Genomic DNA, 23,556 nt, shown 5'->3' with positions numbered 1-23,556 from the left:
GGGCCCTGTCCTGCCAAGGGTCCATCTTTGCACTTGTCGCGGTCCAACCGGACGCGGGGCCGTGTTGTGAGACACGGCACAGTTCCGGGTGGACCGTCCTGCGCCTACCCCGCCGCGCGGCGCGCAAGGGGGCGGGGAGGGGACCCGCGTCGCGGAACCCCTCCCCGCCCCGGTGTGACCCGTTCGTCAGGACGCGTGCGTCACAGCACGTCGCCGGCGGCGGCGCGCTCGGCCAGACGGACCAGCGTGCGCACCGCGGAACCCGTGCCGCCCTTGGGCGTGTAGCCGAACGGCTTGCCCTCGTTGAAGGCCGGGCCGGCGATGTCCAGGTGCGCCCAGGTGATGCCCTCGCCCACGAACTCGCGCAGGAACAGGCCGGCCACCAGGCCGCCGCCCATCCGCTCGCCCATGTTGGCGATGTCGGCCGTGGCGGAGTCCATCCCGGCGCGCAGGTGCTCCGGCAGCGGCATCTGCCAGGCGTCCTCGCCGCTCTCCTCGGCGGCCTCGTGGACGGCGGCGCGGAAGGCGTCGTCGTTGGCCATCACGCCGAAGGTCCGCGAACCGAGGGCCAGCATCATCGCGCCGGTCAGCGTCGCCACGTCGACGATCGCGTCCGGCTTCTCCGCCGAGGCGGCCCACAGGCCGTCGGCCAGCACCAGGCGGCCCTCGGCGTCGGTGTTCAGCACCTCGACGGTCTTGCCGCTGTACATCCGCAGCACGTCGCCCGGGCGGGTGGCGGAGCCGGACGGCATGTTCTCCGCCAGGCAGAGCCAGCCGGTGACGTTCACGTCGAGGTTCAGGCGCGCCGCCGTGACGACCGCGGAGAGGACCGCCGCCGCACCGGACATGTCGCACTTCATGGTCTCGTTGTGGCCGGCCGGCTTCAGGGAGATGCCGCCCGAGTCGTAGGTGATGCCCTTGCCGACGAAGGCCAGGTGCTTCTTCGCCTTCGACGCGGTGTAGGACAGCTTCACCAGCCGCGGCGGGCGGGTCGAGCCGTTGCCGACGCCCAGGATGCCGCCGTAGCCGCCCTTGGTGAGCGCCTTCTCGTCGAGCACCGTCACCTTGAGGCCGTGCTCCTTGGCGGCCTTCTGCGCGATCTCCGCGAAGGTCGCCGGGAACAGGTCGTTCGGCGGCATGTTGATCAGGTCGCGGGCGCGGTTCGTCTCCTCGGCCACCGCGACGCCGCGCTCCACGGCCGCCTTGAAGGCGCGGTCGCGGGGCTTGCCGCCGAGCAGCACGGCCTCGCCCAGCGGGCCCTTGCCGGACGCGGCGCGGGCCTTCTCGTCCTTGCCGGACTCCTTGTAGGCGTCGTAGGAGTACGCGCCGAGCAGGACGCCCTCGGCGACCGCGCCGGCCGCCTCCGCGTCCTCCAGCGGCAGCGCGAAGGCGGCCTTCCTGACGCCGGAGAGCGCGCGGGCGGCCGAACCGGCGGCACGGCGCAGCGCCTCGGCGCCCCAGGCCTCGCCCTTCTCCGGCTCCGCGCCCAGGCCGACCGCGACCACGAGCGGGGCCTTGAACCCGGACGGGGCGGGCAGCTTGGTCACCTCGCCCTCGGCGCCCTTGGCGCCGAGGGTCTCCAGCAGGCCGGCCAGCGAGCCGTCGTAGGCCTCGGCCACGGCCTCGGCGCCCGCCGCCAGGACGGGGCCGCTGCTCGGCCCCGCGCCCTTGGCGACACCGACGACGACCGCGTCGGCGCGCAGGCCGGCCACGGCGGAGGTACTGAGGGAAAGATCAGTCACGGTGGTGATGTCTCGCTTCCGTTTGAGTCTGGTGGAACCGAAAGGTGCCGAGTGGATGGGCTCGGCCCGGCCCTGGGTTGCTCTGCTTGTGGAACTTCTGCTTGTGGAACACCTGCTCCTGGAACAGGAGACTACGCGCGGGTTCCGGCGGCGGTCAGCCCAGGCACAGCACCAGCAGGGCGGCGGTCGCCGCCGTCTCCGCGAGCGCGCCCAGCACGTCGCCGGTCACGCCGCCGAAGCGGCGGACGCAGCGGCGCAGCAGCGCCTCGGCGGCGAGACACCCCAGCAGCACGGCACAGGCCGCCCGCAGCGCACCGGCCGGGCCCTCGAGCACGGCGCCGGCGGCGGCGGCCAGGAGGGCCACCGCGGCGGCGAGCGCGGCGGCGGCCGGGCGGGGCACCACCGAGGCGACCGTCGCGCCGAGCCCCTCCGGGCGGGCCGCGGGCACGCCGGCCCGCGCGCCCACGGTCAGCGCCAGCCGGGCGGTCACGGCCGCGAGCACGGCGGCGAAGGCGCCCCGGGCGGGGGAGTGGGCGAACGCCTGCGCCAGCGCGGCGGCCTGCGCGGCCAGCGCCAGCAGCAGGGTGACCACGCCGAACGGGCCGATGTCGGAGCGCTTCATGATCAGCAGCGCCTCGTCGGCGGGCCGGCCGCTGCCGAGGCCGTCGGCGGTGTCGGCGAGGCCGTCGAGGTGGAGGGCGCGGGTCAGGACGGCGGGGACGGCGACGGCGGCGACGGCGGCGAGCGGCGGGGCGAACCCGGTGAGGGCCCCCGCCGCGCCGGCCAGGGCGGCCGCCGCGCCGACGACCAGCCCGGCGAGCGGCGCGCAGAGCATCCCCGCCCGGGCCGCGTCCCGGTCCCAGCGGCGCACGCGCACGCGCAGCACGGTCAGCGTCCCCAGCGCGAAGCGGGGACCGTCGAGGACGCGGGACGAGGAACCTTCCACCATGCCGCGCGACGCTACCCGCGCGCCCGGCACGGCCGGCGGCCGGGGGCGCGGCCCGGCCCCGGCCCGGCCGGGTCTGTCCTCGACCCGGGCCGGGTCCGGCCTCGGCCGGGGCCGGGTCTGTCCTCGACCCCGGCTGGGTCCGGCCTCGGCCGGGGCCTGATGCCGCCCCGACCCGGTCCCGGGCCCGATGCCGCCCCGACCCGGCCCCGGGTCCGGCCTCAGCCCGGGATCAGCCCGTCGTCGGTGAGGAGGGCGCGGACCTCGTCCAGCGTGGCGTCGGGGGAGGGCAGGATCAGCTCGGACGGCTCCAGGGAGTCGTCCGGGAGCGGTTCGCCCAGCTCGCGGACCCTGTCCAGCAACGCCACCAGGGTCCGGCGGAACCCGGGCCCGTCCCCCTGCTCCATCTCCGACGACAGCTCGTCGTCCAGGGCGGAGAGTTCGGCCAGATGGCTGTCGGACAGCCGGACCTGACCCTCACCCATGATCCGTACGATCATCCCGGGCCTCCCTGAAGCCGGTCGGGGCTACTGCTCCTTGTGGAACCGGGGCGCGTCCTGCGGCTGCTCCTCAGCCTGCCGGCCGCCCTCGATCGCCTGCTGCTGCGCGGACGTGCCGCCCGACAGCTCGGCCTTCATCCGCTGCAGTTCCAGCTCCACATCCGTACCACCGGAGAGCCGGTCCAGCTCGGCCTGGATGTCGTCCTTGGCGACCCCGGACTGGTCGTCCAGGGCGCCGGAGGCGAGCAGCTCGTCGATCGCTCCGGCCCGCGCCTGCAGCTGGGCCGTCTTGTCCTCGGCGCGCTGGATGGCCAGGCCGACGTCGCCCATCTCCTCGGAGATGCCGGAGAAGGCCTCGCCGATCCGGGTCTGGGCCTGGGCGGCCGTGTAGGTCGCCTTGATGGTCTCCTTCTTGGTGCGGAAGGCGTCCACCTTCGCCTGCAGCCGCTGGGCCGCGAGGGTGAGCTTCTCCTCCTCGCCCTGGAGGGTGCTGTGCTGGGTCTCCAGGTCGGTCACCTGCTGCTGGAGGGCGGAGCGCCGGGTCAGCGCCTCGCGCGCCAGGTCCTCGCGGCCCAGCGCCAGCGCCTTGCGGCCCTGCTCCTCCAGCTTGGTCGACTGGGAGCGCAGCTGGTTGAGCTGGAGCTCCAGACGCTTGCGGGAGGTCGCCACGTCGGCGACCCCGCGACGCACCTTCTGCAGCAGCTCGAGCTGCTTCTGGTACGAGTAGTCGAGGGTTTCGCGAGGGTCCTCGGCCCGGTCCAGGGCCTTGTTCGCCTTCGCGCGGAAGATCATCCCCATACGCTTCATGACACCGCTCATGGGCTTCGCGCGCCCCCTTCTGACGACTTCCAGCTCCAGCTACTGCCGATACAACCCACGGTAAGGGCTGTGTCTCCATTACCGCACTGTTCGGAGTGCGATGCGGTCCTCCGCGAGGACGACCATGAACACGTCCGGTCCGGCCCAGGGAGGAGATCACCGGGGAGAACCCGGCCCGATTCCCGGTGATCTCCCCACGGTCCCGGGTGATCCCGGGTGATCTCCCCGTGAGGAGGACGCAGGTCGTTGCGGGATCGTTCCCCTCGGGGCGGTGGTCCATGCGGAGGGGCACCCCGTACCCTTGGGTTTTGTGTTCCGAAGCCGTGCCAACGCCGAGAAGGCCAAGGACGCCGCGCAGACGCCGGTGAGCCAGGCCAAGCAGCCCCGTGACCCGCAGGCCCCGAAGGGCAGGCCGACTCCCAAGCGGAGCCAGGCCCAGTCCCAGCGCCGCAGCGTCGCCAACACGCCGACCAACCGCAAGGAGGCGGCGAAGCGGCAGCGCGAGGAGCGCCGTGCCGCGCTGGAGCGCCAGCGCCAGGCGCTCGCCTCCGGCGACGAGCGCTACCTGCCGGTGCGCGACAAGGGTCCGGTGCGGCGGTTCGCCCGCGACTACATCGACTCGCGCTGGTGCGTGGCGGAGTTCTTCCTCCCCATGGCCGTGATCATCCTGGTCCTGACGATCATCCGGAACCAGCAGGTCCAGTACCTGGGCATGCTGCTGTGGCTGGCCGTCATCGCGATGATCGTGATCGACTCGCTCTTCACCGGCATCCGCCTGCGCAAGCGGCTCGCCGAGAAGTTCCCGGACGACAACCGCCGTGGCGCGGTGGCCTACGCGCTGATGCGCTCGCTGCAGATGCGGCGACTGCGGCTGCCCAAGCCCCAGGTGAAGCGCGGGGAGCGGCCCTGACCGCCACCGGTTCCGGGCAGGTGCCGCGACAGGCGGCCCCCTTCGACGCCGACGCGGCCCGCGCCTGGCTGGGCAAGCTGGGCGGGCTGCGTGACCTGGTCCGCCAGGAACTGGTGGCCCGTCAGCTCGACGAGCAGATCATCGGCCACTTCCCGGTCGGCCGCCGGCTGCGCGTGCTGGACGTCGGCATGGGCCAGGGCACCCAGGCGCTGCGGCTCGCCCGCGCCGGGCACCAGGTCACCGGCGTGGAGCGCGACCCGACGATGATCGAGGCCGCGCGCCAGGCCCTGGCCGCCGAGCCGGCCGGGATCCGCGAACGCGTCCGGCTGCTCGAGGGCGACGGCCACGAGACCGGCGTCCACTTCCTGCCGGGCAGCTTCGACGTGGTGCTCTGCCACGGCGTGCTGATGTACGTCGACGAGCCCGACCCGCTGCTCGCCGGACTGGGCCGGATGCTCGCCCCCGGCGGGCTGCTCTCGCTGCTCGTCCGCAACGGCGACGCCCTCGCCATGCGGCCCGGCCTGGCCGGCGACTGGGCCGGCGCGGTCGCCGCCTTCGACGGCACGGCCTACCGGAACCGCCTCGGCGTGGACGCCCGGGCCGACCGGCTGGACGCGCTGACCGAGTCGCTGGCGGGCATCGGCGCGCCGCTGCGGACCTGGTACGGGGTCCGGGTCTTCACCGACCAGGCGCCCGACGGGGCCACGCCGCCGTCCGACCTCGAGGCCCTCCTCGCCGCCGAGGAACGCGCCGGCCGCACCGACCCCTACCGCCGGGTGGCCGCCCTCCTCCACCTCTGCGGCGCCCGGCCCTAGGGGAGCCGACCCGGCGGCGAGAACGGCACGATCCGCCGGACAGCCCCCCGGGCACGGCGGACGGGCGGCGGCACCGCGCCCGTTCGGGGGTACTGGACGCGCCGGGGGCCGGGGGCGCGGACCAGACTCGTGCCATGGACGCCATGGACGCCACCCCCGCGCGCCGCGCCGGGCTCGCCCTCGCCTGCTGCCTCGCCCTCGCCGTCCTGCCCGCCTGCCAGAACGCCGCCCCGCACTCCGCCCGCGGCCAGGAGGCCGCCGCCCCGCGCGCGCCGCACGCCCCGAAGGACCTGGAGGAGGGCTACATCGACGTCATCCGCGACGTCCTGCCCTCGGTGGTCCAGGTGCAGGCGTCCGGCGACCTCGGCTCCGGCATCGTCTACGACGACCGCGGACACATCGTCACCAACGCGCACGTCGTCGGGGACGAGGACCGCTTCCGGGTCACCACCGCCCAGGCGGGCACGCCGCTGACCGCGCGGCTGGTGTCGTCCTTCCCCGAGCAGGACCTCGCCGTGATCAAGCTGGAGCGCATGCCGGAGGGGCTGCGGCCCGCGTCGTTCGGCGACTCCACCGAGGTGCAGGTCGGGCAGATCGTGCTGGCGATGGGCTCGCCGCTGGGGCTCTCCTCCAGCGTCACCCAGGGGATCGTGTCGGCCACCGGACGGACCGTCAGCGAGAGCGCCGACGGCGGCGGGACCGGGGCCACCATCCCCAACATGATCCAGACCTCGGCCGCCATCAACCCCGGGAACAGCGGGGGCGCGCTGGTCGACCTGGACGGGGAGGTCATCGGCATCCCCACGCTCGCCGCCTCGGACCCCGGCCTCAGCGGCAGCGCGGCGGCCGGCATCGGATTCGCCATCCCGTCGTCCATGGTCCGCACGGTGGCCGACCAGATCATCGAGCAGGGACGCGTCACCCACACCGGGCGGGCCGCGCTGGGCATCACCGGGCGCACCGTCGTCGACCGCAACTCGCGGGCCACCGGCGTGGCGATCGTCGAGGTCACCCGCGGCGGGGCCGCCGACGACGCGGGGCTGAGGGCCGGGGACGTCATCACCCGGATGGGCAGCAGCCGGATCACCACCATCACCTCGCTCACCGAGACGCTGGCCGGCTTGAAGCCGGGCGACAAGGTGACCGTCGCCTACCTCCGCGACGGCGACGACCGCACCGTGCGGGTGACCCTCGGCGAGCACTGAGGCCGCGCGCCGCGCGCTGCGGCCGTGCACCACGGCCGGGGGGCGGGCCGGGCGGTGGGCGTACCGCCGCCCGGCCCCGCCGGTCAGGCCTCGGCGCCCTCGGTCTCCTCGGCGCGCAGGCTCATCGGCCCGTAGATCTCCGTCCGGTCCTCGAAGAGCCGCACCTGCTCGGCGCCGCCCTCCAGCAGTTCGCGCCAGTGCTCGCCCAGCCAGGACTCCGCGTCCCCCTGGGTGGTGAACTCCTCCGGCTCCACCGCGGGCTCGACCTCGGTGCCGTCGGCCTTCTCGAACCGCCAAATCCATGCCACCACGTGCGCCTCCAGGGTTGCGGGTCCGGCTTGGGATGCCGTCGTCAGGAGCCTAGGCCCTGATCGTTCCCGGTCGCGCGCCCCCGGCAACATGACCGGCGTCACCCGCCCCGGTTCGGCCCGCCCGGAGGACGTTCCGCCGCCGAACAGACGGCGCGCGGGCGCGCGGCGGGCGCGGGGGGCGGGAGAATCGGTCCGTGGACGTCACTCTGCTCGGCACCGGAGCCCCCGGCGGGCTGCCCCGCCCCGGCTGCCCCTGCGCGGCCTGCGCGCTCGCCCTCGGCCCGGACGCCCGGGCCGCGACCTCGCTCCTGGTGGACGGGACGCTGCTGCTGGACCTGATCCCCGGCGCCGCCTTCGCCGCCGCCCGGTCGGGCCACTCGCTGACCGGCGTGCGGCAGGTCCTGCTCACCCACCCGCACGACGGCCCCGCCGTCGAGGTGCCGCCGGGGCTGCCGCAGCCCGGCCGGGTGCCCGACGGCCGCGAGCTGGCGCTGCTCACCGGGCACCGGGTGCGCGCGCTGGCCATGGACGCCCCGGGCACGGGGTACGCGGTCACCGGGCCGGACGGCCGGCGGCTGCTGTACCTGCCGCCGGGCTGCGCGCCGGCCGGACTGGAGGAGACCGCGGAACCGTACGACATGGTGCTGGCCGACCTGATCGGCCGCCCGGACGCGCTGGCCCGCCTGCGGGCGGCGGGCGCGGCCGGGCCCACCACGGACGTGATCGCGGTGCACATCGACCACGACGTGCCGCCGGGCCCCGAACTGCGGCGCAGGCTGGCCGCGGCGGGGGCGCGGGCGGTGCCGGACGGGGAGACGCTGGTGGTGGGGTCGTACGAGAACGTGCCGGACGTGCCGCGGCGGACGCTGGTGCTGGGCGGTGCCCGCTCCGGCAAGTCGGTGGAGGCGGAACGGCGGCTCGAGGCGTTCCCCGAGGTGGTGTACGTGGCCACCGGCGGGACGCGGGGCGGGGACTCGGAGTGGGCCGAGCGGGTCAGGCTGCACCGCGACCGGCGGCCCGCCTCGTGGCGGACCCTGGAGACCTGCGACCTGGTGCCGCTGCTGCGGGACGACGGGGAGGGCGACGGCACACCGCTGCTGATCGACTGCCTGGCCCTGTGGCTCACCGACGCGATGGACGCGGTCGGCGCCTGGGACGACGCCGAGTGGTCCGGCGGCGGGCAGCGGGCGCTGCGGGAGCGGGTGACCGAACTGGCGCAGGCGCTGCGGGAGACCCGGCGCACGGTGGTGGCCGTCTCCAACGAGGTGGGCTCCGGCATCGTGCCGGCCACCGCCTCGGGCCGCCGGTACCGCGACGAACTCGGCCGCCTCAACGCCGCCGTGGCCGCGGAGTGCGAACACGTGCTGCTGGTGGTGGCCGGTCAGGCCCTCCCCCTGCGCGGCCCCAGCCTCTGACGTGGCGCCGGCCTGTGACGGGGCGCCGGCCCGTGACGGGGCGCCGGCCTGTGACGGGGCGCCGGCCTGTGACGGGGCGCCGGCCTGTGACGGGGCGCCGGCCGGGGCCCCGTTCTAGGTCGCCCTGGCCAGGAGGGGCTGCCAGGGGCGCCAGGGCCGGGGCGGAAGCACGCGGTAGCCCGCCGCGGCCACGTCGCCGGGACACGCCGGGGCCGGGTCGAGCAGGAGGTGGCCGTCGGGCCGCAGCAGCGCCCGGAGCGCGCGGAGCCCGTCCGGGCGCGGCCTGACGCCCCGCAGGCTGACCACGTCGTAACGGCCCGTCAGGCGGGCGGCCACCGCCGGGTCGTCCGGCAGCCCCCGGTGCGCCTCCTCCACCCGCCCGGCGGCCAGCGCCACCTCCACCAGTGGGGTGACGTCCAGCCCGTCGAAGGCGGTGTAAGGGAAGTACGCCTTCGCCGCCTCGCAGAAGTGGCCGCCGCCGCAGTTGACGTCCAGCCAGCTCTCCGGCTCGGGCGCCACCGCCCGCACCGCCCGGGCCGCCAGGAGGAACCGCAGCCGCTCCACCGGGCCCGGCGGCCGGTCGTCGGGCGGCGCCCCGGCCGCCGGATCGGCCGCCGGGTCGACGGGGCCCTGCGGTTCCGGCACGACGACCTCGGCCACGGCGGCTCCTCAGCTCGGAAACAACAGGGGAGATCCCCGGGAACGAAAGCGGGCAAACCGGAACGTAGGGCGTCCCGTCGCAGGACGCAACGACGCGGCACCGACGGGCCGGTACTGTTCCGCCAATGAGCTCGCTACATCTCGACGACTTCACGGACCGGATCCAGCGTCCCCACGGCAGCGTGCGCCGTGACGCGGAGGCGCGCCGGGAGCGGCTGGCCGTACCGGCCGGGTCGCTGGGACGTCTGGACGAACTGGGGGAGTGGCTCGCGGCCGCCCAGCACGCCGTGCCGGTGCGCCCCGTCGAGCGGCCCAAGGCCGTGCTGTTCGCCGCCGACCACGGCGTGGCCTCGCTCGACGTGTCCGGGCGCCCGGCCGGCACCGCCGCACGGCTGGTGCGGGACGTGCTGGAGGGCGTCAGCCCGGTCGCCGTCGTCGCCCGCCGGCAGGGCGTCCCGGTGCGGATCGTGGACATGGCCCTGGACTGCGATCCCGAGGAGCTGCCCGCCGAGGTGGCCGGCCACCGGGTGCGCCGGGGCAGCGGACGGATCGACGTCGAGGACGCGCTCACCGCCGAGGAGGCGGAGGCCGCGTTCCGCGCGGGCGTCGCGGTCGCCGACGAGGAGGCCGACGCCGGCGCCGACCTGGTCGTCCTCGGGGACGTCAGCGTCGGAGGCACCACCCCGGCCGCCGTGCTGATCGCCGCCCTCTGCGGCACCGACGCCTCGGTGGTGACCGGCCGCGGCGGCGCCGGCATCGACGACCTGGCGTGGATGCGCAAGTGCGCCGCCGTCCGCGACGCGCTGCGCCGCGCCCGCCCGGTCCTCGGCGACCAGCTCAAGCTGCTGGCCGCGGTGGGCGGCGCGGACCTGGCCGCCATGACCGGGTTCCTGCTCCAGTGCGCGGTCCGCCGCACCCCGGTCGTCCTGGACGGCGTGGTGTCCGCCGCCGCCGCGCTGGTGGCCCAGCGGGTCGCCTTCCGGGCCCCCGACTGGTGGCTGGCCGGCCACCGCAGCGGTGAGCCCGCGCAGGGCAAGGCGCTGGACCGGATGGCGCTGGAGCCGCTGCTGGACCACGGCGTGGCCGTCGGCGAGGGCCTGGGCGCCCTGCTGGCGCTGCCCATGGTGCGGGCCGCCGCCGCGCTCGCCGCCGAACTCCCGGAGACCCCGGAGGAGAGTCCGGAGGACGCCGCGACGGAGGCCGCCGGGGAGTCCGGGGACGAGGCCGCGGAGAAGGCCGCCGGGGCACCCGGGGAGTTCGGAGAGCCCGGGGCGCTCGGGGAGCCCGGGGCGCTCGGGCGGCCCGGCGCGGAGAAGCCCCTCGCGTAACGGGCGTGGTCCTTTTGTCGCACCCTCCTCCGATCGGTTTCTCCGACCGGAGGAGGATGTGACGCTCCTCAAATAGGACCAGGGGGCTACCGGGTCGGCACGCCGCATGGGTCAGGATGTAGGCGGCGGTCCCGCCCCACCCGGCGCCTTCCACGCACCGTGCCCTCACCTCGTAGAGAGACCCTGACCCTTATGTCCTGGCTGTCCCGATTCAGCCTCGCGCAGCGGGCCCTGATAGGTCTGATGTCGCTCATCGCGCTGATCTTCGGCGTCATCGCGATCCCGCAGCTCAAGCAGCAGCTGCTTCCCTCCATCGAACTGCCCATGGTCTCGGTGATCGCGCCGTACCAGGGCGCTTCCCCGGACGTGGTGGAGAAGCAGGTCGTCGAGCCCCTGGAGAACGGCATCAAGGCCGTCGACGGGGTCGAGAGCCTGACCTCCACGGCGAGCGAGGGCAGCGCCGTGATCATGGCCTCCTTCGACTACGGACCGGACACCAAGCAGTTGGTCGCCGACGTCCAGCAGGCCATCAACCGCGCCGGGAACATGCTGCCCGAGGGCGTCGACCCGCAGGTGATCGCCGGTTCCTCCGACGACATCCCCGCCGTGGTCCTCTCGGTCACCGCCGACATGGACCAGCAGGCGCTCGCCGACCGGCTGGACACCTCGGTCGTCCCCGAGCTGGAGAAGATCGACGGCGTCGGCCAGGCCACCGTCACCGGTGTGCGCGAACTCCAGGTCACCGTCACCCCCGACGACGCCAAGCTGCTGCGCGCGGGCCTGACCACCGAATCGCTCGTCCAGGCCCTCCAGGCCGGCGGCGCGAGCGTCCCGGCCGGCTCCTTCGCCGAGGACGGCGCCAACCGCACCGTCCAGGTCGGCGGCGGCTTCACCTCGCTGCGGCAGATCGAGAACCTCACCCTGGTCGGCGAGGACGGCGGCCGCCCGGTCAAGCTCTCCTCGGTCGCCGAGGTCGAGCAGAAGCCCGCCGCGGCCACCTCGCTGACCCGCACCAACGGCGAGCCCAGCCTGGCCGTGATGGTCACCATGGACCGTGACGGCAGCGCCGTCGCCATCTCGGACGCCGTCCAGGAGAAGCTGCCCGACCTGCGCGCCGCCATCGGCTCGGGCGCCGCGGTCACCGTGGTCACCGACCAGGGCCCGGCCGTCGCCGACGCCATCTCCGGCCTCACCACCGAGGGCGCGCTGGGTCTCGTCTTCGCCGTCGTGGTGATCCTGGTCTTCCTGACCTCCATCCGCTCCACGCTGGTCACCGCGGTGTCCATCCCGCTCTCGGTGGTCCTCACCCTGATCGTGCTGTGGACCCGCGACACCTCGCTCAACATGCTCACCCTGGGCGGCCTGACCATCGCCATCGGCCGGGTCGTCGACGACTCGATCGTGGTGCTGGAGAACATCAAGCGCCACCTGGGCTACGGCACCGAGCGCAAGGAGGCCATCCTCAAGGCCGTCCGCGAGGTCTCCGGCGCCATCACCTCCTCCACCCTCACCACGGTCGCGGTCTTCCTGCCGATCGGCCTGGTCGGCGGCATGGTGGGCGAGCTGTTCAGCGACTTCAGCCTCACCGTCACCATCGCCATGCTGGCCTCCCTGCTGGTGTCGCTGACGGTCGTCCCGGTCCTCTCCTACTGGTTCCTGCGCGCTCCGAAGCACACCCCCGAGGACGCCGAGGAGGCCCGGCGCAAGGCCGAGGAGGCCGAGCGCAGGAGCCGTCTGCAGCGCCTGTACGTGCCGGTGCTGCGCTTCGCCACCCGCCGTCGCCTCACCAGCGTGCTGATCGCCGTGCTGGTGCTGGTCGGCACGCTCGGCATGACGCCGCTGCTCAAGACCAACTTCCTGGACCAGGGCGACCAGGACGTCATCTCGGTCTCCCAGGAGCTGGAGCCCGGCACCAGCCTGTCCGCCACGGACGAGGCCGCCGCCAAGGTCGAGAAGATGATCTCCGGCATCGACGGCGTCAAGGACCAGCAGGTCTCCGTCGGCAGCTCGGGCTGGATGGCCGCCTTCGGCGGCGGCACCGGCACCAACCAGGCGTCCTTCCAGGTCATGATCGAGGACGGTGCCTCCTACGACGCCGTCCAGAAGGACATCGAGGACGGTCTCGCCGGCCTGGACGGCGTCGGCGACACCAAGATCGCCGCGGCCGGCGGCTTCGGCGGCACGGACCTCGCGGTGGTCGTCAAGGCCGCCGACCGCGACGTGCTCGCCGAGGCGACCGAGAAGGTCACCGAGACGGTCGAGGGCCTGGACGACGTCACCGACGTCACCAGCGACCTCGCCCAGTCCGTGCCCCGGATCCAGGTCCGGGCCAACGAGAAGGCGGCCGCGGCCGGCCTCAACGACCAGGCCCTCGGCGCCGTCGTCGCCCAGGCGGTCCGCGGCACCACCGCAGGCAAGGCGACGCTGGACGACGCCGAGCGCGACATCGTGATCACCTCGGCCAAGCCCGCCGACACCGTGCGGGAGCTGAAGAACCTGCGCCTCGGCCAGGTGAAGCTCTCCCAGGTCGCCGACGTGAAGCTGGTGGACGGTCCGGTCTCGCTGACCCGGATCGACGGTCAGCGCGCGGTCAACGTCACCGCCCGTCCCACCGCCGACAACACCGGCGCGGTCAGCGCGGAGCTGATGACGGCGCTCGACAAGCTGGAACTGCCCAAGGGCGCCACCGCCGAGATCGCCGGTGTCACCGAGCAGCAGGACGAGGCGTTCACCAACCTCTTCCTGGCCATGCTGGCCGCCGTCGCGATCGTGTTCATGCTGCTGGTCGGCACCTTCCGGTCGCTCGCCCAGCCGCTGATCCTGCTGGTGTCCATCCCGTTCGCCGCCACCGGCGCGCTCGGCCTGCTGATCGCCACCGGCATCCCGATGGGCGTCCCGGCGATGATCGGCATGCTGATGCTGATCGGCATCGTGGTCACCAACGCGATCGTGCTGATCGACCTGATCAACCAGTACCGGGCGCAGGGCTACGGCATCGTCGACGCGGTGATCGAGGGAGGCCGGCACCGTCTGCGGCCCATCCTGATGACCGCGCTGGCGACCATCTTCGCCCTGGTGCCGATGGCGCTCGGGATCACCGGCCACGGCGGCTTCATCGCCCAGCCGCTGGCGGTGGTGGTGATCGGCGGCCTGATCACCTCGACGCTGCTCACGCTGCTGCTGGTGCCGACGCTGTACGCGATGCTGGAGCTCCGCAAGGAGCGGCGCGCGGCCAAGCGCGCGGCGAAGCGGGGGACCGGGACCCCCGGCGACGGGGACGGGGACGACACCCCCACCCCCAGCGCGGAGCCCGAGCCCGTCCGGGCCTGACGCGACACCGCTGCACGGGAAGGCCCCCGGCGCCGACGAGGCGCCGGGGGCCTTCCCCCTGTACCGGTTCTCCGGCGTCCGTCAGGCGAGGTTCTTGCGGACCTCGGCCGCGGCCTCCTCGCCGTAGGCCTCGGCGAAACGCTCCATGAAGTGGGCCCGGTGCAGCTGGTACTCCTGGGTGCCCACCGTCTCGATCACCAGGGTCGCCAGCATGCAGCCGACCTGCGCGGCCCGCTCCAGCGGGACGCCCCAGGCCAGACCGGACAGGAAGCCGGCCCGGAAGGCGTCGCCCACACCGGTCGGGTCCGCCTTGCGGTTCTCCTTCGGCACGCGGACCTCGATCGAGGGCTCGCCGCGCCGCTCGACGCGCACGCCGCGCGAGCCGAGGGTGGTCACCCGGTGGCCGACCTTGCCGAGGATCTCCTCGTCGGACCAGCCGGTCTTCGACTCGATGAGGCCCTTCTCGTACTCGTTGGAGAAGAGGTACGTCGCCCCGTCGAGGAGGATGCGGATCTCCTGGCCGTCCATCCGCGCGATCTGCTGCGAGAAGTCCGCGGCGAACGGGATGCCGCGGGTGCGGCACTCCTCGGTGTGGCGGAGCATCGCCTCGGGGTCGTCGGCGCCGATGAGCACCAGGTCCAGCCCGCCCACCCGGTCGGCGACGGTCTTCAGCTCGATCAGCCGGGCCTCGCTCATCGCGCCCGTGTAGAAGGAACCGATCTGGTTGTGGTCGGCGTCGGTGGTGCACACGAACCGGGCGGTGTGCAGCGTCTCGGAGATGCGCACGGAGGCGGTGTCCACGCCGTGCCGGTCGAGCCAGGCGCGGTACTCGTCGAAGTCGGAGCCCGCCGCGCCGACCAGGATCGGGTCGGTGCCCAGCTGGCCCATGCCGAAGGCGATGTTGGCCCCGACACCGCCGCGGCGGACGTCGAGCTGGTCGACCAGGAAGGAGAGCGAGACCGTGTGCAGCTGGTCCGCGACGAGCTGGTCGGCGAACCTGCCCGGGAAGGTCATGAGGTGGTCGGTGGCGATGGAGCCGGTGACTGCGATGCGCACGGCGGATTCTCCTGGCTGACGGCTTGGTGACCTACCGATGGTAGGCGGCGCGGGCGGCGCGAGGGGCGCGAGTGGCCCATCACGGGGAACCGGGTGCGCCCCGCGTACGTCCCATCGGCGACTCCTGATGAGGGGTGCGGCCTCGGACGGCTGTTGAGGTGGAGGAGCACAGTGGTGAACGACGACGCGCGACGTCCCGGTGCGGAACAGGACCCGGGGGAGAGCCCCGCGACGCCCGTGGCCCCCGGGGCGGCGGAAGGCGCCGGGAGCGGTGGCGCCCACGGCGACGGGCCCGGGGCCGGGCGGCCGGCCGTCCCGCGGGGGCGGCTGGCGGTGGCAGCGGTGACGGCGGCGGTGCTGGTGGTCGGGGGCGTGGGCACGTACGTCACCACCTCGGCCGGCGGGCCGGCGGCCGCCTCGCCCTCGGACGCGTCCGGGCCGGAGCCGTTGCCGCTGGACGGGTACGGCGCGGTGCCGCAGGGGCTGCACATCGTCGCCCCCGACGGCTCGCTTCCCCCGGGCCCCGACACCGCCCCCGTCTACCGGCCCGGCGGCGAGGTCCCCCGTGACCGGGTGGCCGCGCTGGCCGGGGCGCTCGGACTGGAGAGCACCCCCCGGGCCGAGGGCGCCGCGTGGAAGGCCGGCGACGGGCTGGTCGTCGACCGCAGGGCGCCCGGCTCCTGGACCTTCACCCGTCCGGTGCCCGGCGGGAAGACCCCCGTGTCCGAGGAGCGGGCCAGGTCCGCCGCCGCCCCGGTGCTGAAGGCCGCCGGGCAGGACGACGGCCGGGTGGACGCGAGCGGCACCCTGGGAGCCGAACGGACCGTCAACGTCGAGCCGCTGGTCGGCGGTCTGCCCACGCACGGGTGGACCACCTCCCTCAGGGTGGGACCCGACGCCTCGGTGACCTCCGGCGCCGGACAGCTCGCCGCACCGGTCCGCGGCGACACCTACCCCGTGGTCGGCGCCGGCGCGGCGCTCGAGGACGTCAACCGGCTGAGCGCCGCCGTCGGGGGCGCGCCCGGAGCCGGCTGCGCCAGCGCGGTGCCCCACAGCGACGGCGGGGGAGAGGGACGGCCCTCCGCCGAGGTGCCCCCCGCCGGCCCCTGCACCCCCGAGGACCAGGTCAAGCGGCGCACCGCCTCCGTGGAGAGCGCCGAGTTCGGGCTCGCCGCGCACTTCGTGGACGGCCGCCGGACACTGGTGCCCTCCTGGCTGTTCCGGGTGCGCGTCCTGGAGGCGGGCGACCTGCTGACCCTGTCCCACCCCGCGGTCGAACCGGCCTACCTCACCACGCCGGGCGGCACGCCCACCGAGCGGCCGAGCCCCCGCCCGACCGGCCCGGACGACGGGACCGGCACCGACCGGGCGCGGGTCACCGGCCACCGGGCCGAGGACGGCCGCCTCACCGTCGCCTTCGAGGCGGGCGTCTGCTCCGACTTCACGGTGCGGGCCGAGGAGCGGGGCGACCGCGTCCGGGTCACCGTCGTCGAGAAGAAGTGGGACGACCGGGTCTGCGTCATGATCGCCAAGATCCACCACCGCACCGTGGAGCTCGCCGAGCCGCTCGGCGACCGCGCGGTGGTCGACCAGGACGGGCGCACCGTGCCCCGCGAGAAGGAGCCGCGCCCCTCGACACGGTGATCCCGCGCCCGCAACGCCCGAGGGCGGCGCCCCCCTCACGGGGGGCGCCGCCCTCGGTGGTGCCGGGAAGTCCGGCTCGCATCAAGCTCAGTTGAACGAGTCGCCGCAGGCGCAGGAGCCCGTGGCGTTCGGGTTGTCGATCGTGAAGCCCTGCTTCTCGATGGTGTCGACGAAGTCGATGGAGGCGCCGCCCAGGTACGGGGCGCTCATGCGGTCGGTGACGACCTTGACGCCGTCGAAGTCCTTGACGACATCGCCGTCGAGCGAGCGCTCGTCGAAGAACAGCTGGTAGCGCAGACCCGAGCAGCCGCCGGGCTGAACGGCGACGCGCAGCGCCAGGTCGTCACGCCCTTCCTGGTCGAGCAGGGCCTTGACCTTGGCCGCGGCGGCGTCGCTCAGGATGATGCCGTCGGTGACGGTGGTCTTCTCGTCCGATACGGACATCTGATCTCTCCCGGGTTGTACGGAGACTGCTTGCCGACGATTCAACCCGCCCGGCCGCGGATTCATTCCGCCCCGCCCGGGCGAAGCCGAGAGCCTGGGGCGTCGCTCGTCCCTCCTCATGCTCGCACACGCCCGGGACCCAGGACAGCGTCCGCCCGGCCCGGGGGCCGACCGGGATTCACGTCACATCGACGCTATCGGCCGTCCTCAAACCGGGCGGCAGAGGTTATGATAGATAGCGTCATTTCGACGAAAAGGGAAAGACCGCCTCCCGCTCCGGGAGACCGCAGAACAGAAAGGGTGCGTGTGGTGACCACCGCCCAGCCCCAGGAGCTCGACGTAACGCCGACGCCGCTCGCGCTGCTCCTCCTCGGCCGCGAGGCCGACCCGCGGAGCGAGCGGGGCGTCGAGTGCCCCGGCGACCTTCCGTCGCCGTCCGACCCGGACCTGGTGGAGCGCGCCCGCGCGGCCAAGGAGAAGCTCGGGGACAAGGTCTTCGTGCTCGGCCACCACTACCAGCGCGACGAGGTCATCCAGTTCGCGGACGTCACCGGTGACTCCTTCAAGCTCGCCCGCGACGCCGCGGCGCGTCCGGAGGCGGAGTACATCGTCTTCTGCGGCGTCCACTTCATGGCCGAGTCGGCCGACATCCTGACCTCCGACGACCAGAAGGTCGTGCTGCCCGACCTCGCCGCCGGCTGCTCCATGGCCGACATGGCGACGGCCGAGCAGGTCGCCGAGTGCTGGGACGTGCTGACCGAGGCGGGCGTGGCCGAGCAGGTCGTCCCCGTCTCGTACATGAACTCCTCCGCCGACATCAAGGCCTTCACCGGCAGGCACGGCGGCCTGATCTGCACCTCGTCCAACGCCAGGCGGGCGCTGGAGTGGGCGTTCGAGCAGGGCGAGAAGGTCCTCTTCCTGCCCGACCAGCACCTGGGCCGCAACACCGCGGTGCGGGACATGGGGATGTCGCTCGAGGACTGCGTCGTCTACAACCCGCACAAGCCGAACGGCGGGCTCACCGCCGAGGAGCTGCGGGCGGCGAAGATGATCCTGTGGCGCGGTCACTGCTCGGTGCACGGGCGGTTCAGCCTGGACTCGGTGAACGACGTGCGGGAGCGGATCCCGGGCGTCAACGTGCTGGTGCACCCGGAGTGCCGCCACGAGGTGGTGGCCGCCGCCGATCACGTCGGGTCGACGGAGTACATCATCAAGGCGCTGGAGGCGGCGCCGGCCGGGTCCAAGTGGGCCATCGGCACGGAGCTCAACCTGGTCCGGCGGCTGGCGAACCGTTTCGCCCCCGAGGGCAAGGAGGTCGTCTTCCTCGACCGCACGGTGTGCTTCTGCTCGACGATGAACCGGATCGACCTGCCGCACCTGGTGTGGGCGCTGGAGTCCCTCGCGGAGGGGAAGCTGGTGAACCGGATCCAGGTCGACCGGGAGACCGAGACCTACGCGAAGCTGGCCCTCGACCGCATGCTGTCCCTCCCGTAGCGGTACCCCCGCCGGCGCGGGGGCGAGCTGCGTGGCCGTACACCCGTGGGTGCCCCGCCGCGCGGGCGGGGCACCCACGGCGGGGCGCCGGGGCGGCTACCGCTCGCGGCGGACCAGGTAGGCGACCCCGCCCTCCGGGGCGGGGGTCTCGCCCAGGTACCGCTGCCCCCGCATCTCGCACCACACCGGGATGTCCAACCGCGCCGCCTCGTCGTCGGAGAGCACCCGCACCACACCCCCCACCGGCACGTCCCCGATGACCTTCGCCAGCTCGATCACCGGGATCGGGCACCGCCGCCCCAGCGTGTCCACCACCCGCTCGTCCCCCGACGGCACGGCCCCGCCGCCCTCCTCCCGCGCCGAGGGCGCCCCCAGCTGGGCCCGCACCGAGGACACCACCCCCGGCAGCGCGCCGAGGAACGCCTCCACGTCCTCGTCCCGCGTCCCCGGCGGCAGCGACACCCGGACGTTGCCCTCGCTCAGCACCCCCATCGCCCGCAGCACATGGCTCGGCACCAGCGTGCTGCTGGAGCAGGAGGAGCCGGAGGAGACGGAGAACCCCGCCCGGTCCAGCTCGTGCAGCAGCGCCTCCCCGTCGACGTAGAGACAGGAGAAGGTGACGATCCCCGGCAGCCGCCGCTCCGGATCGCCCACCACCTCCACGTCGGTCAGCAGCTCCGGGACCCGCGCCCGGATCCGCCCGGTGAGCTCCCGCAGCCGCGCCGCCTCCGTCGCGGCCTCGGCCCGCACCGCCCGCAGCGACGCGGCGGCCGCCACCACCGCGGGGATGTTCTCGAACCCCGGCGCCCGCCCCGACTCCCGGTCGTCCGCCGGCCCGGGCGCCGAGAACCGCACCCCCTTGCGGACCGCGAGCAGGCCCACCCCGGCCGGCCCGCCCCACTTGTGGGCGCTCGCCGCCAGCAGCGACCAGGCGCCCTCCACCGGGCCCCAGGCCAGCGACTGCGCCGCGTCCACCAGCAGCGGCACCCCGGCCGACCGGCACGCCTCGGCGACCTCGGCCACCGGCTGCACCGTGCCCACCTCGTGGTTGGCGGACTGCAGGCAGGCCAGCGCGGTGTCCGCCCGCAGCGAGCCGGCGAACTCCGCCGCGTCCACCGCGCCGCCGCGGTCCACGCCGACCCGGGTCACCGTGCCGCCGGCCGCCTCGTGCGCCTCCGCGGCGTGCAGCACGCAGGAGTGTTCGACCGCTGACACGATCAGGTGGTGTCCGGCCCGGCGGCGGCCGGTGAGCGCGCCCGCCACGCCGGTGTGCACGGCACGGGTTCCGGAGGTGGTGAAGGTCAGCTCGTCCGGGCGGCAGCCCACCGCCTCCGCGGCGGCCTCGCGCGCGGCGTCCAGCAGCAACCGGGCCCGGCGGCCCTCCCGGTGGAGGCGCGCCGGGTCGGCCCACCCCTCGTCGAGGGACGCCTGGAGGGCCTGGCGGGCGACGGGATGGAGGGGGACCGCGGAGGCGGCGTCGAAGTACGGCACGCCCGTACGCTACCGGGCCGTTCGGCCCTACTTCGGAGCGGCGGGCCCCGCGCCCGCGGGACACGGCCGCGGGGGACGAGAGACCGTCAATCGGGTGAAAACGACGCGCCGTCGGGAGCGCAAACGGACGACGCCCGTCCGTGCGGCCACCCCTTCGGGGTGTCGGGCGGCGCGTTGGGGGACCCTCCTCGCGCGACCCCAAAAAGCGTCCAGTAGGGTTTGGTCCGCATAAACATCCAAACCCCTGCCCGACGCAGGACGGCGACCGACCAGCGTTAAGGCCGCAGCCAACCAGCGCGGGCGAGACTCTCGGGAAGGCGCTACGTGAGTCCCAACGGCTCCGACCGCTCGCCGCGGCGCCCGATGCGGCGGAAGCTGCTGCAGGCACTGACTGCGGGCCTGGTCCTGGCGACCGCGACTGGTTGCACATACGAGGACTTCCCTCGCCTCGGCATGCCCACCCCGACCACGGAAGAGGCTCCGCGGATCCTCTTCCTGTGGCAGGGCACCTGGGCAGCCGCGCTGGCCACCGGCGTGCTCGTGTGGGGACTGATCCTGTGGAGTTCCTTCTACCACCGGCGCAGCCGGACCAAGGTGGAAGTGCCTCCGCAGACCCGCTACAACATGCCGCTCGAGGCGCTGTACACGATCGTCCCGCTGATCATCGTCTCGGTGTTCTTCTACTTCACCGCCCGCGACGAGGCCAAGCTCCTCGAGACCGTGGACAAGCCCGACGTGACGGTCAACGTCGTCGGCTACCAGTGGAGCTGGGGCTTCAACTACATCGAGAACGTCGACGGCGTGTCCGGCGACGCGAAGACCGACAAGGCCCTGGACGCCATTCCGGACAAGTTCCGCAAGGCGTTCCCGGAGAACGCCGGCGGTGTCCACGACTTCGGCATCCCCGCCACGCGGAACCCGCAGAACGGCGACCCCGGTCCGACGCTCTGGCTGCCCAAGGGCCAGAAGGTCCGCTTCGTGCTCACCTCGCGTGACGTGATCCACTCCTTCTGGACGGTCCCGTTCCTGATGAAGCAGGACGTGATCCCCGGTCACACCAACGTCTTCGAGGTGACCCCCTCCAAGGAGGGCACCTTCAAGGGCAAGTGCGCCGAGCTCTGCGGCGTCGACCACTCCCGCATGCTGTTCAACGTGAAGGTCGTCTCTCCCGAGCGCTACGAGCAGCACCTCAAAGAACTCGCCGAGAAGGGGCAGACCGGTTTCGTTCCCGCCGGCATCGGTCAGACGAGCCACGAGAAGAACCGGGAGACGAACGTCCTGTGAGCATCCTCAACCAACCCCAGGGTGCCGCTCCGGGCTCGTACTACCAGGACGAGCACCCGGTTCGCACCAAGACGCCGGGCAACCTGGTGGTCAAGTGGCTCACCACCACCGACCACAAGACCATCGGCACGCTCTACCTGGTCACCTCGTTCATCTTCTTCTGCGTCGGCGGCGTGATGGCGCTGCTCATGCGCGCCGAGCTGGCCCGTCCGGGCACGCAGCTGATCTCGAACGAGCAGTTCAACCAGGCGTTCACGATGCACGGCACGATCATGCTGCTGATGTTCGCGACGCCGCTGTTCGCCGGTTTCGCGAACTGGATCATGCCGCTGCAGATCGGCGCGCCCGACGTGGCGTTCCCGCGGCTGAACATGTTCGCCTACTGGCTCTACCTGTTCGGCTCGACGATCGCGGTGGGCGGCTTCCTCACGCCGCAGGGCGCCGCCGACTTCGGCTGGTTCGCCTACAGCCCGCTGTCCGACGCCGTCCACTCGCCGGGTCTCGGCGGTGACCTCTGGATCATGGGTCTGGCCCTCTCGGGCTTCGGCACGATCCTCGGCTCGGTCAACTTCATCACCACGATCATCTGCATGCGCGCGCCGGGCATGACCATGTTCCGGATGCCGATCTTCACGTGGAACGTGCTGCTGACCGGTGTCCTGGTCCTGCTCGCCTTCCCGGTCCTCGCCGCCGCGCTCTTCGCGCTGGAGGCCGACCGCAAGTTCGGCACCCACATCTTCGACGCCTCCAACGGTGGCGCCCTGCTGTGGCAGCACCTCTTCTGGTTCTTCGGCCACCCCGAGGTGTACATCATCGCGCTGCCGTTCTTCGGCATCGTCTCCGAGGTCATCCCGGTCTTCTCCCGCAAGCCGATCTTCGGCTACATGGGCCTGGTCGGCGCGACCATCGCGATCGCCGGTCTCTCGGTGACGGTGTGGGCGCACCACATGTACGTCACCGGCGGTGTGCTGCTGCCGTTCTTCTCCTTCATGACCTTCCTGATCGCGGTACCGACCGGTGTGAAGTTCTTCAACTGGATCGGCACCATGTGGAAGGGCTCGCTGTCCTTCGAGACGCCGATGCTCTGGTCGGTCGGCTTCCTGGTCACCTTCCTCTTCGGTGGTCTCACCGGCGTGATCCTGGCCTCGCCGCCGCTGGACTTCCACATCTCCGACTCCTACTTCGTGGTGGCGCACTTCCACTACGTGGTGTTCGGCACCGTGGTGTTCGCGATGTTCGCCGGCTTCCACTTCTGGTGGCCGAAGTTCACCGGCAAGATGCTCGACGAGCGTCTCGGCAAGATCACCTTCTGGACGCTGTTCGTCGGCTTCCACGGCACCTTCCTGGTGCAGCACTGGCTGGGCGCCGAGGGCATGCCCCGCCGCTACGCCGACTACCTGGCCGCCGACGGCTTCACCGCCCTCAACACGGTGTCCACCATCGGCTCGTTCGTCCTCGGCCTCTCCTTCCTGCCGTTCATCTACAACGTCTGGAAGACCGCCAAGTACGGCAAGCCGGTCGGCGTGGACGACCCGTGGGGCTACGGCCGTTCGCTGGAGTGGGCGACCTCCTGCCCGCCGCCGCGGCACAACTTCCTCACCCTGCCGCGGATCCGCAGTGAATCCCCGGCGTTCGACCTGCACCACCCCGACCTGGCGGCCCTCGACGAGCTCGAGAACCGCGACGTCGAGGGGGCTGCCCTCGCTGGTGGAAAGGAGGCCGGCAAGTGAAGATCCAGGGCAAGATGTTCATCTGGCTGAGCGTCTTCATCCTGGCCGTGGCGATCGTCTACGGTCTGTGGTCGAAGGAGCCGGCCGGTACCACGGCGCTCTTCCTGGCCTTCGGTCTGTGCATCATGGTCGGCTACTACCTGGCCTTCACGGCCCGGCGGGTCGACGCGGGCGCGCAGGACAACAAGGACGCCGACGTCGCGGACGACGCGGGCGAGCTGGGCTTCTTCTCCCCGCACAGCTGGCAGCCGCTGCTGCTGGGCCTGGGCGGCGCCTTCGCCTTCGCCTCGGTCGCGATCGGGTGGTGGCTGATGTTCTTCTCGGCCCCGTTCATCCTGATCGGTCTCTTCGGGTGGGTCTTCGAGTACTACCGCGGTGAGAACCGGACCCAGTGACGCCCGCCTCCGCGGAGGCGTCACCGGCCAGCACCAC

Annotated in this window: 20 protein-coding genes; 11 read left to right on the top strand and 9 right to left on the bottom strand. The window is 73.3% G+C overall.

The features are described 5' to 3' along the window. Positions 1–200 precede the first annotated feature (200 nt). From ABZ836_RS03345 to ABZ836_RS03330, 4 genes are all read right to left on the bottom strand, one after another. Positions 201–1,742, bottom strand: coding sequence for a leucyl aminopeptidase (locus tag ABZ836_RS03345; RefSeq protein WP_361138784.1), 1,542 nt, complete (start codon positions 1,740–1,742; stop codon positions 201–203). Between the two features lie 154 nt (positions 1,743–1,896). Further along, positions 1,897–2,691 carry an adenosylcobinamide-GDP ribazoletransferase gene (locus ABZ836_RS03340; protein WP_356138523.1) on the bottom strand — a complete coding sequence of 265 codons (795 nt, stop codon included), beginning with the start codon at positions 2,689–2,691 and terminating at the stop codon, positions 1,897–1,899. 218 nt (positions 2,692–2,909) lie between these two features. Beyond that, positions 2,910–3,188, bottom strand: a complete 279-nt coding sequence (locus ABZ836_RS03335) for a hypothetical protein (protein ID WP_356138521.1) — start codon at positions 3,186–3,188, stop codon at positions 2,910–2,912. A gap of 27 nt (positions 3,189–3,215) precedes the next feature. Then, on the bottom strand, positions 3,216–4,007 hold the full coding sequence (locus ABZ836_RS03330; RefSeq protein ID WP_356138519.1) for a PspA/IM30 family protein: 792 nt from the start codon (positions 4,005–4,007) through the stop codon (positions 3,216–3,218). A gap of 310 nt (positions 4,008–4,317) precedes the next feature. Here ABZ836_RS03330 and ABZ836_RS03325 point away from each other — a divergent pair, with 310 nt between their 5' ends. From ABZ836_RS03325 to ABZ836_RS03315, 3 genes are all read left to right on the top strand, one after another. Continuing rightward, complete coding sequence (locus ABZ836_RS03325) at positions 4,318–4,917, top strand: DUF3043 domain-containing protein (RefSeq protein WP_356138518.1); 600 nt, start codon at positions 4,318–4,320, stop codon at positions 4,915–4,917. Between the two features lie 113 nt (positions 4,918–5,030). After that, positions 5,031–5,732 (top strand): methyltransferase domain-containing protein, encoded by a 702-nt coding sequence (locus tag ABZ836_RS03320; protein ID WP_356138535.1) that lies wholly within the window; start codon positions 5,031–5,033, stop codon positions 5,730–5,732. Between the two features lie 143 nt (positions 5,733–5,875). Further along, a complete protein-coding gene (locus tag ABZ836_RS03315; protein WP_356138533.1) occupies positions 5,876–6,937 on the top strand; it encodes a trypsin-like peptidase domain-containing protein in 1,062 nt (353 codons plus the stop codon). Positions 6,938–7,020: 83 nt separating this feature from the next. On the opposite strand, the gene ABZ836_RS03310 is transcribed toward ABZ836_RS03315, so the two are convergent. Next, positions 7,021–7,248, bottom strand: coding sequence for a hypothetical protein (locus ABZ836_RS03310; RefSeq protein WP_356138516.1), 228 nt, complete (start codon positions 7,246–7,248; stop codon positions 7,021–7,023). A 194-nt stretch (positions 7,249–7,442) separates the two neighbouring features. Between ABZ836_RS03310 and ABZ836_RS03305 the strand changes: the two genes are divergently transcribed. Continuing rightward, a complete protein-coding gene (locus tag ABZ836_RS03305) occupies positions 7,443–8,663 on the top strand; it encodes a bifunctional adenosylcobinamide kinase/adenosylcobinamide-phosphate guanylyltransferase (protein WP_361138778.1) in 1,221 nt (406 codons plus the stop codon). Positions 8,664–8,777: 114 nt separating this feature from the next. Here ABZ836_RS03305 and ABZ836_RS03300 read toward each other — a convergent pair whose 3' ends face one another. After that, a complete protein-coding gene (locus tag ABZ836_RS03300) occupies positions 8,778–9,323 on the bottom strand; it encodes a methyltransferase domain-containing protein (RefSeq protein WP_356138512.1) in 546 nt (181 codons plus the stop codon). A gap of 125 nt (positions 9,324–9,448) precedes the next feature. Here ABZ836_RS03300 and cobT point away from each other — a divergent pair, with 125 nt between their 5' ends. After that, positions 9,449–10,651 carry a nicotinate-nucleotide--dimethylbenzimidazole phosphoribosyltransferase gene (gene cobT / locus ABZ836_RS03295; RefSeq protein ID WP_361138775.1) on the top strand — a complete coding sequence of 401 codons (1,203 nt, stop codon included), beginning with the start codon at positions 9,449–9,451 and terminating at the stop codon, positions 10,649–10,651. A gap of 192 nt (positions 10,652–10,843) precedes the next feature. Next, on the top strand, positions 10,844–13,981 hold the full coding sequence (locus ABZ836_RS03290) for an efflux RND transporter permease subunit (RefSeq protein ID WP_356138508.1): 3,138 nt from the start codon (positions 10,844–10,846) through the stop codon (positions 13,979–13,981). A gap of 81 nt (positions 13,982–14,062) precedes the next feature. Here the strand turns inward: ABZ836_RS03290 and ABZ836_RS03285 are convergent, their stop codons facing one another. Further along, entirely contained in the window at positions 14,063–15,037 is a 975-nt protein-coding gene (locus ABZ836_RS03285) for a carbohydrate kinase family protein (protein WP_356138506.1), read from the bottom strand. A gap of 174 nt (positions 15,038–15,211) precedes the next feature. Between ABZ836_RS03285 and ABZ836_RS03280 the strand changes: the two genes are divergently transcribed. After that, on the top strand, positions 15,212–16,681 hold the full coding sequence (locus tag ABZ836_RS03280; RefSeq protein WP_361138770.1) for a hypothetical protein: 1,470 nt from the start codon (positions 15,212–15,214) through the stop codon (positions 16,679–16,681). 87 nt (positions 16,682–16,768) lie between these two features. On the opposite strand, the gene ABZ836_RS03275 is transcribed toward ABZ836_RS03280, so the two are convergent. Beyond that, positions 16,769–17,125, bottom strand: a complete 357-nt coding sequence (locus ABZ836_RS03275; protein WP_356138503.1) for an iron-sulfur cluster assembly accessory protein — start codon at positions 17,123–17,125, stop codon at positions 16,769–16,771. Between the two features lie 309 nt (positions 17,126–17,434). On the opposite strand from ABZ836_RS03275, the gene nadA reads away from it, so the two are divergent. After that, a complete protein-coding gene (gene nadA / locus ABZ836_RS03270; RefSeq protein WP_356138501.1) occupies positions 17,435–18,619 on the top strand; it encodes a quinolinate synthase NadA in 1,185 nt (394 codons plus the stop codon). A gap of 96 nt (positions 18,620–18,715) precedes the next feature. Here nadA and ABZ836_RS03265 read toward each other — a convergent pair whose 3' ends face one another. Then, positions 18,716–20,110 (bottom strand): aminotransferase class V-fold PLP-dependent enzyme, encoded by a 1,395-nt coding sequence (locus tag ABZ836_RS03265; RefSeq protein ID WP_361138767.1) that lies wholly within the window; start codon positions 20,108–20,110, stop codon positions 18,716–18,718. A gap of 324 nt (positions 20,111–20,434) precedes the next feature. Here ABZ836_RS03265 and coxB point away from each other — a divergent pair, with 324 nt between their 5' ends. From coxB to ABZ836_RS03250, 3 genes are read left to right on the top strand one after another with little or no spacing between them, the layout of a single operon-like run. Then, positions 20,435–21,394, top strand: a complete 960-nt coding sequence (gene coxB / locus ABZ836_RS03260) for a cytochrome c oxidase subunit II (protein ID WP_361138764.1) — start codon at positions 20,435–20,437, stop codon at positions 21,392–21,394. Beyond that, positions 21,391–23,124, top strand: a complete 1,734-nt coding sequence (gene ctaD / locus ABZ836_RS03255) for a cytochrome c oxidase subunit I (RefSeq protein ID WP_356138497.1) — start codon at positions 21,391–21,393, stop codon at positions 23,122–23,124. The genes coxB and ctaD overlap by 4 nt, the downstream gene beginning before the upstream one ends. After that, positions 23,121–23,519 carry a cytochrome c oxidase subunit 4 gene (locus ABZ836_RS03250; protein ID WP_356138495.1) on the top strand — a complete coding sequence of 133 codons (399 nt, stop codon included), beginning with the start codon at positions 23,121–23,123 and terminating at the stop codon, positions 23,517–23,519. The genes ctaD and ABZ836_RS03250 overlap by 4 nt, the downstream gene beginning before the upstream one ends. Positions 23,520–23,556 lie beyond the last annotated feature (37 nt).

The organism is Streptomyces sp. NPDC047130, assembly GCF_040643475.1.
Taxonomy (GTDB): Bacteria; Actinomycetota; Actinomycetes; order Streptomycetales; family Streptomycetaceae; genus Streptomyces.
Note: the sequence above shows the minus strand (reverse complement) of the source record. Positions and strands in the feature narration are given on the sequence as shown.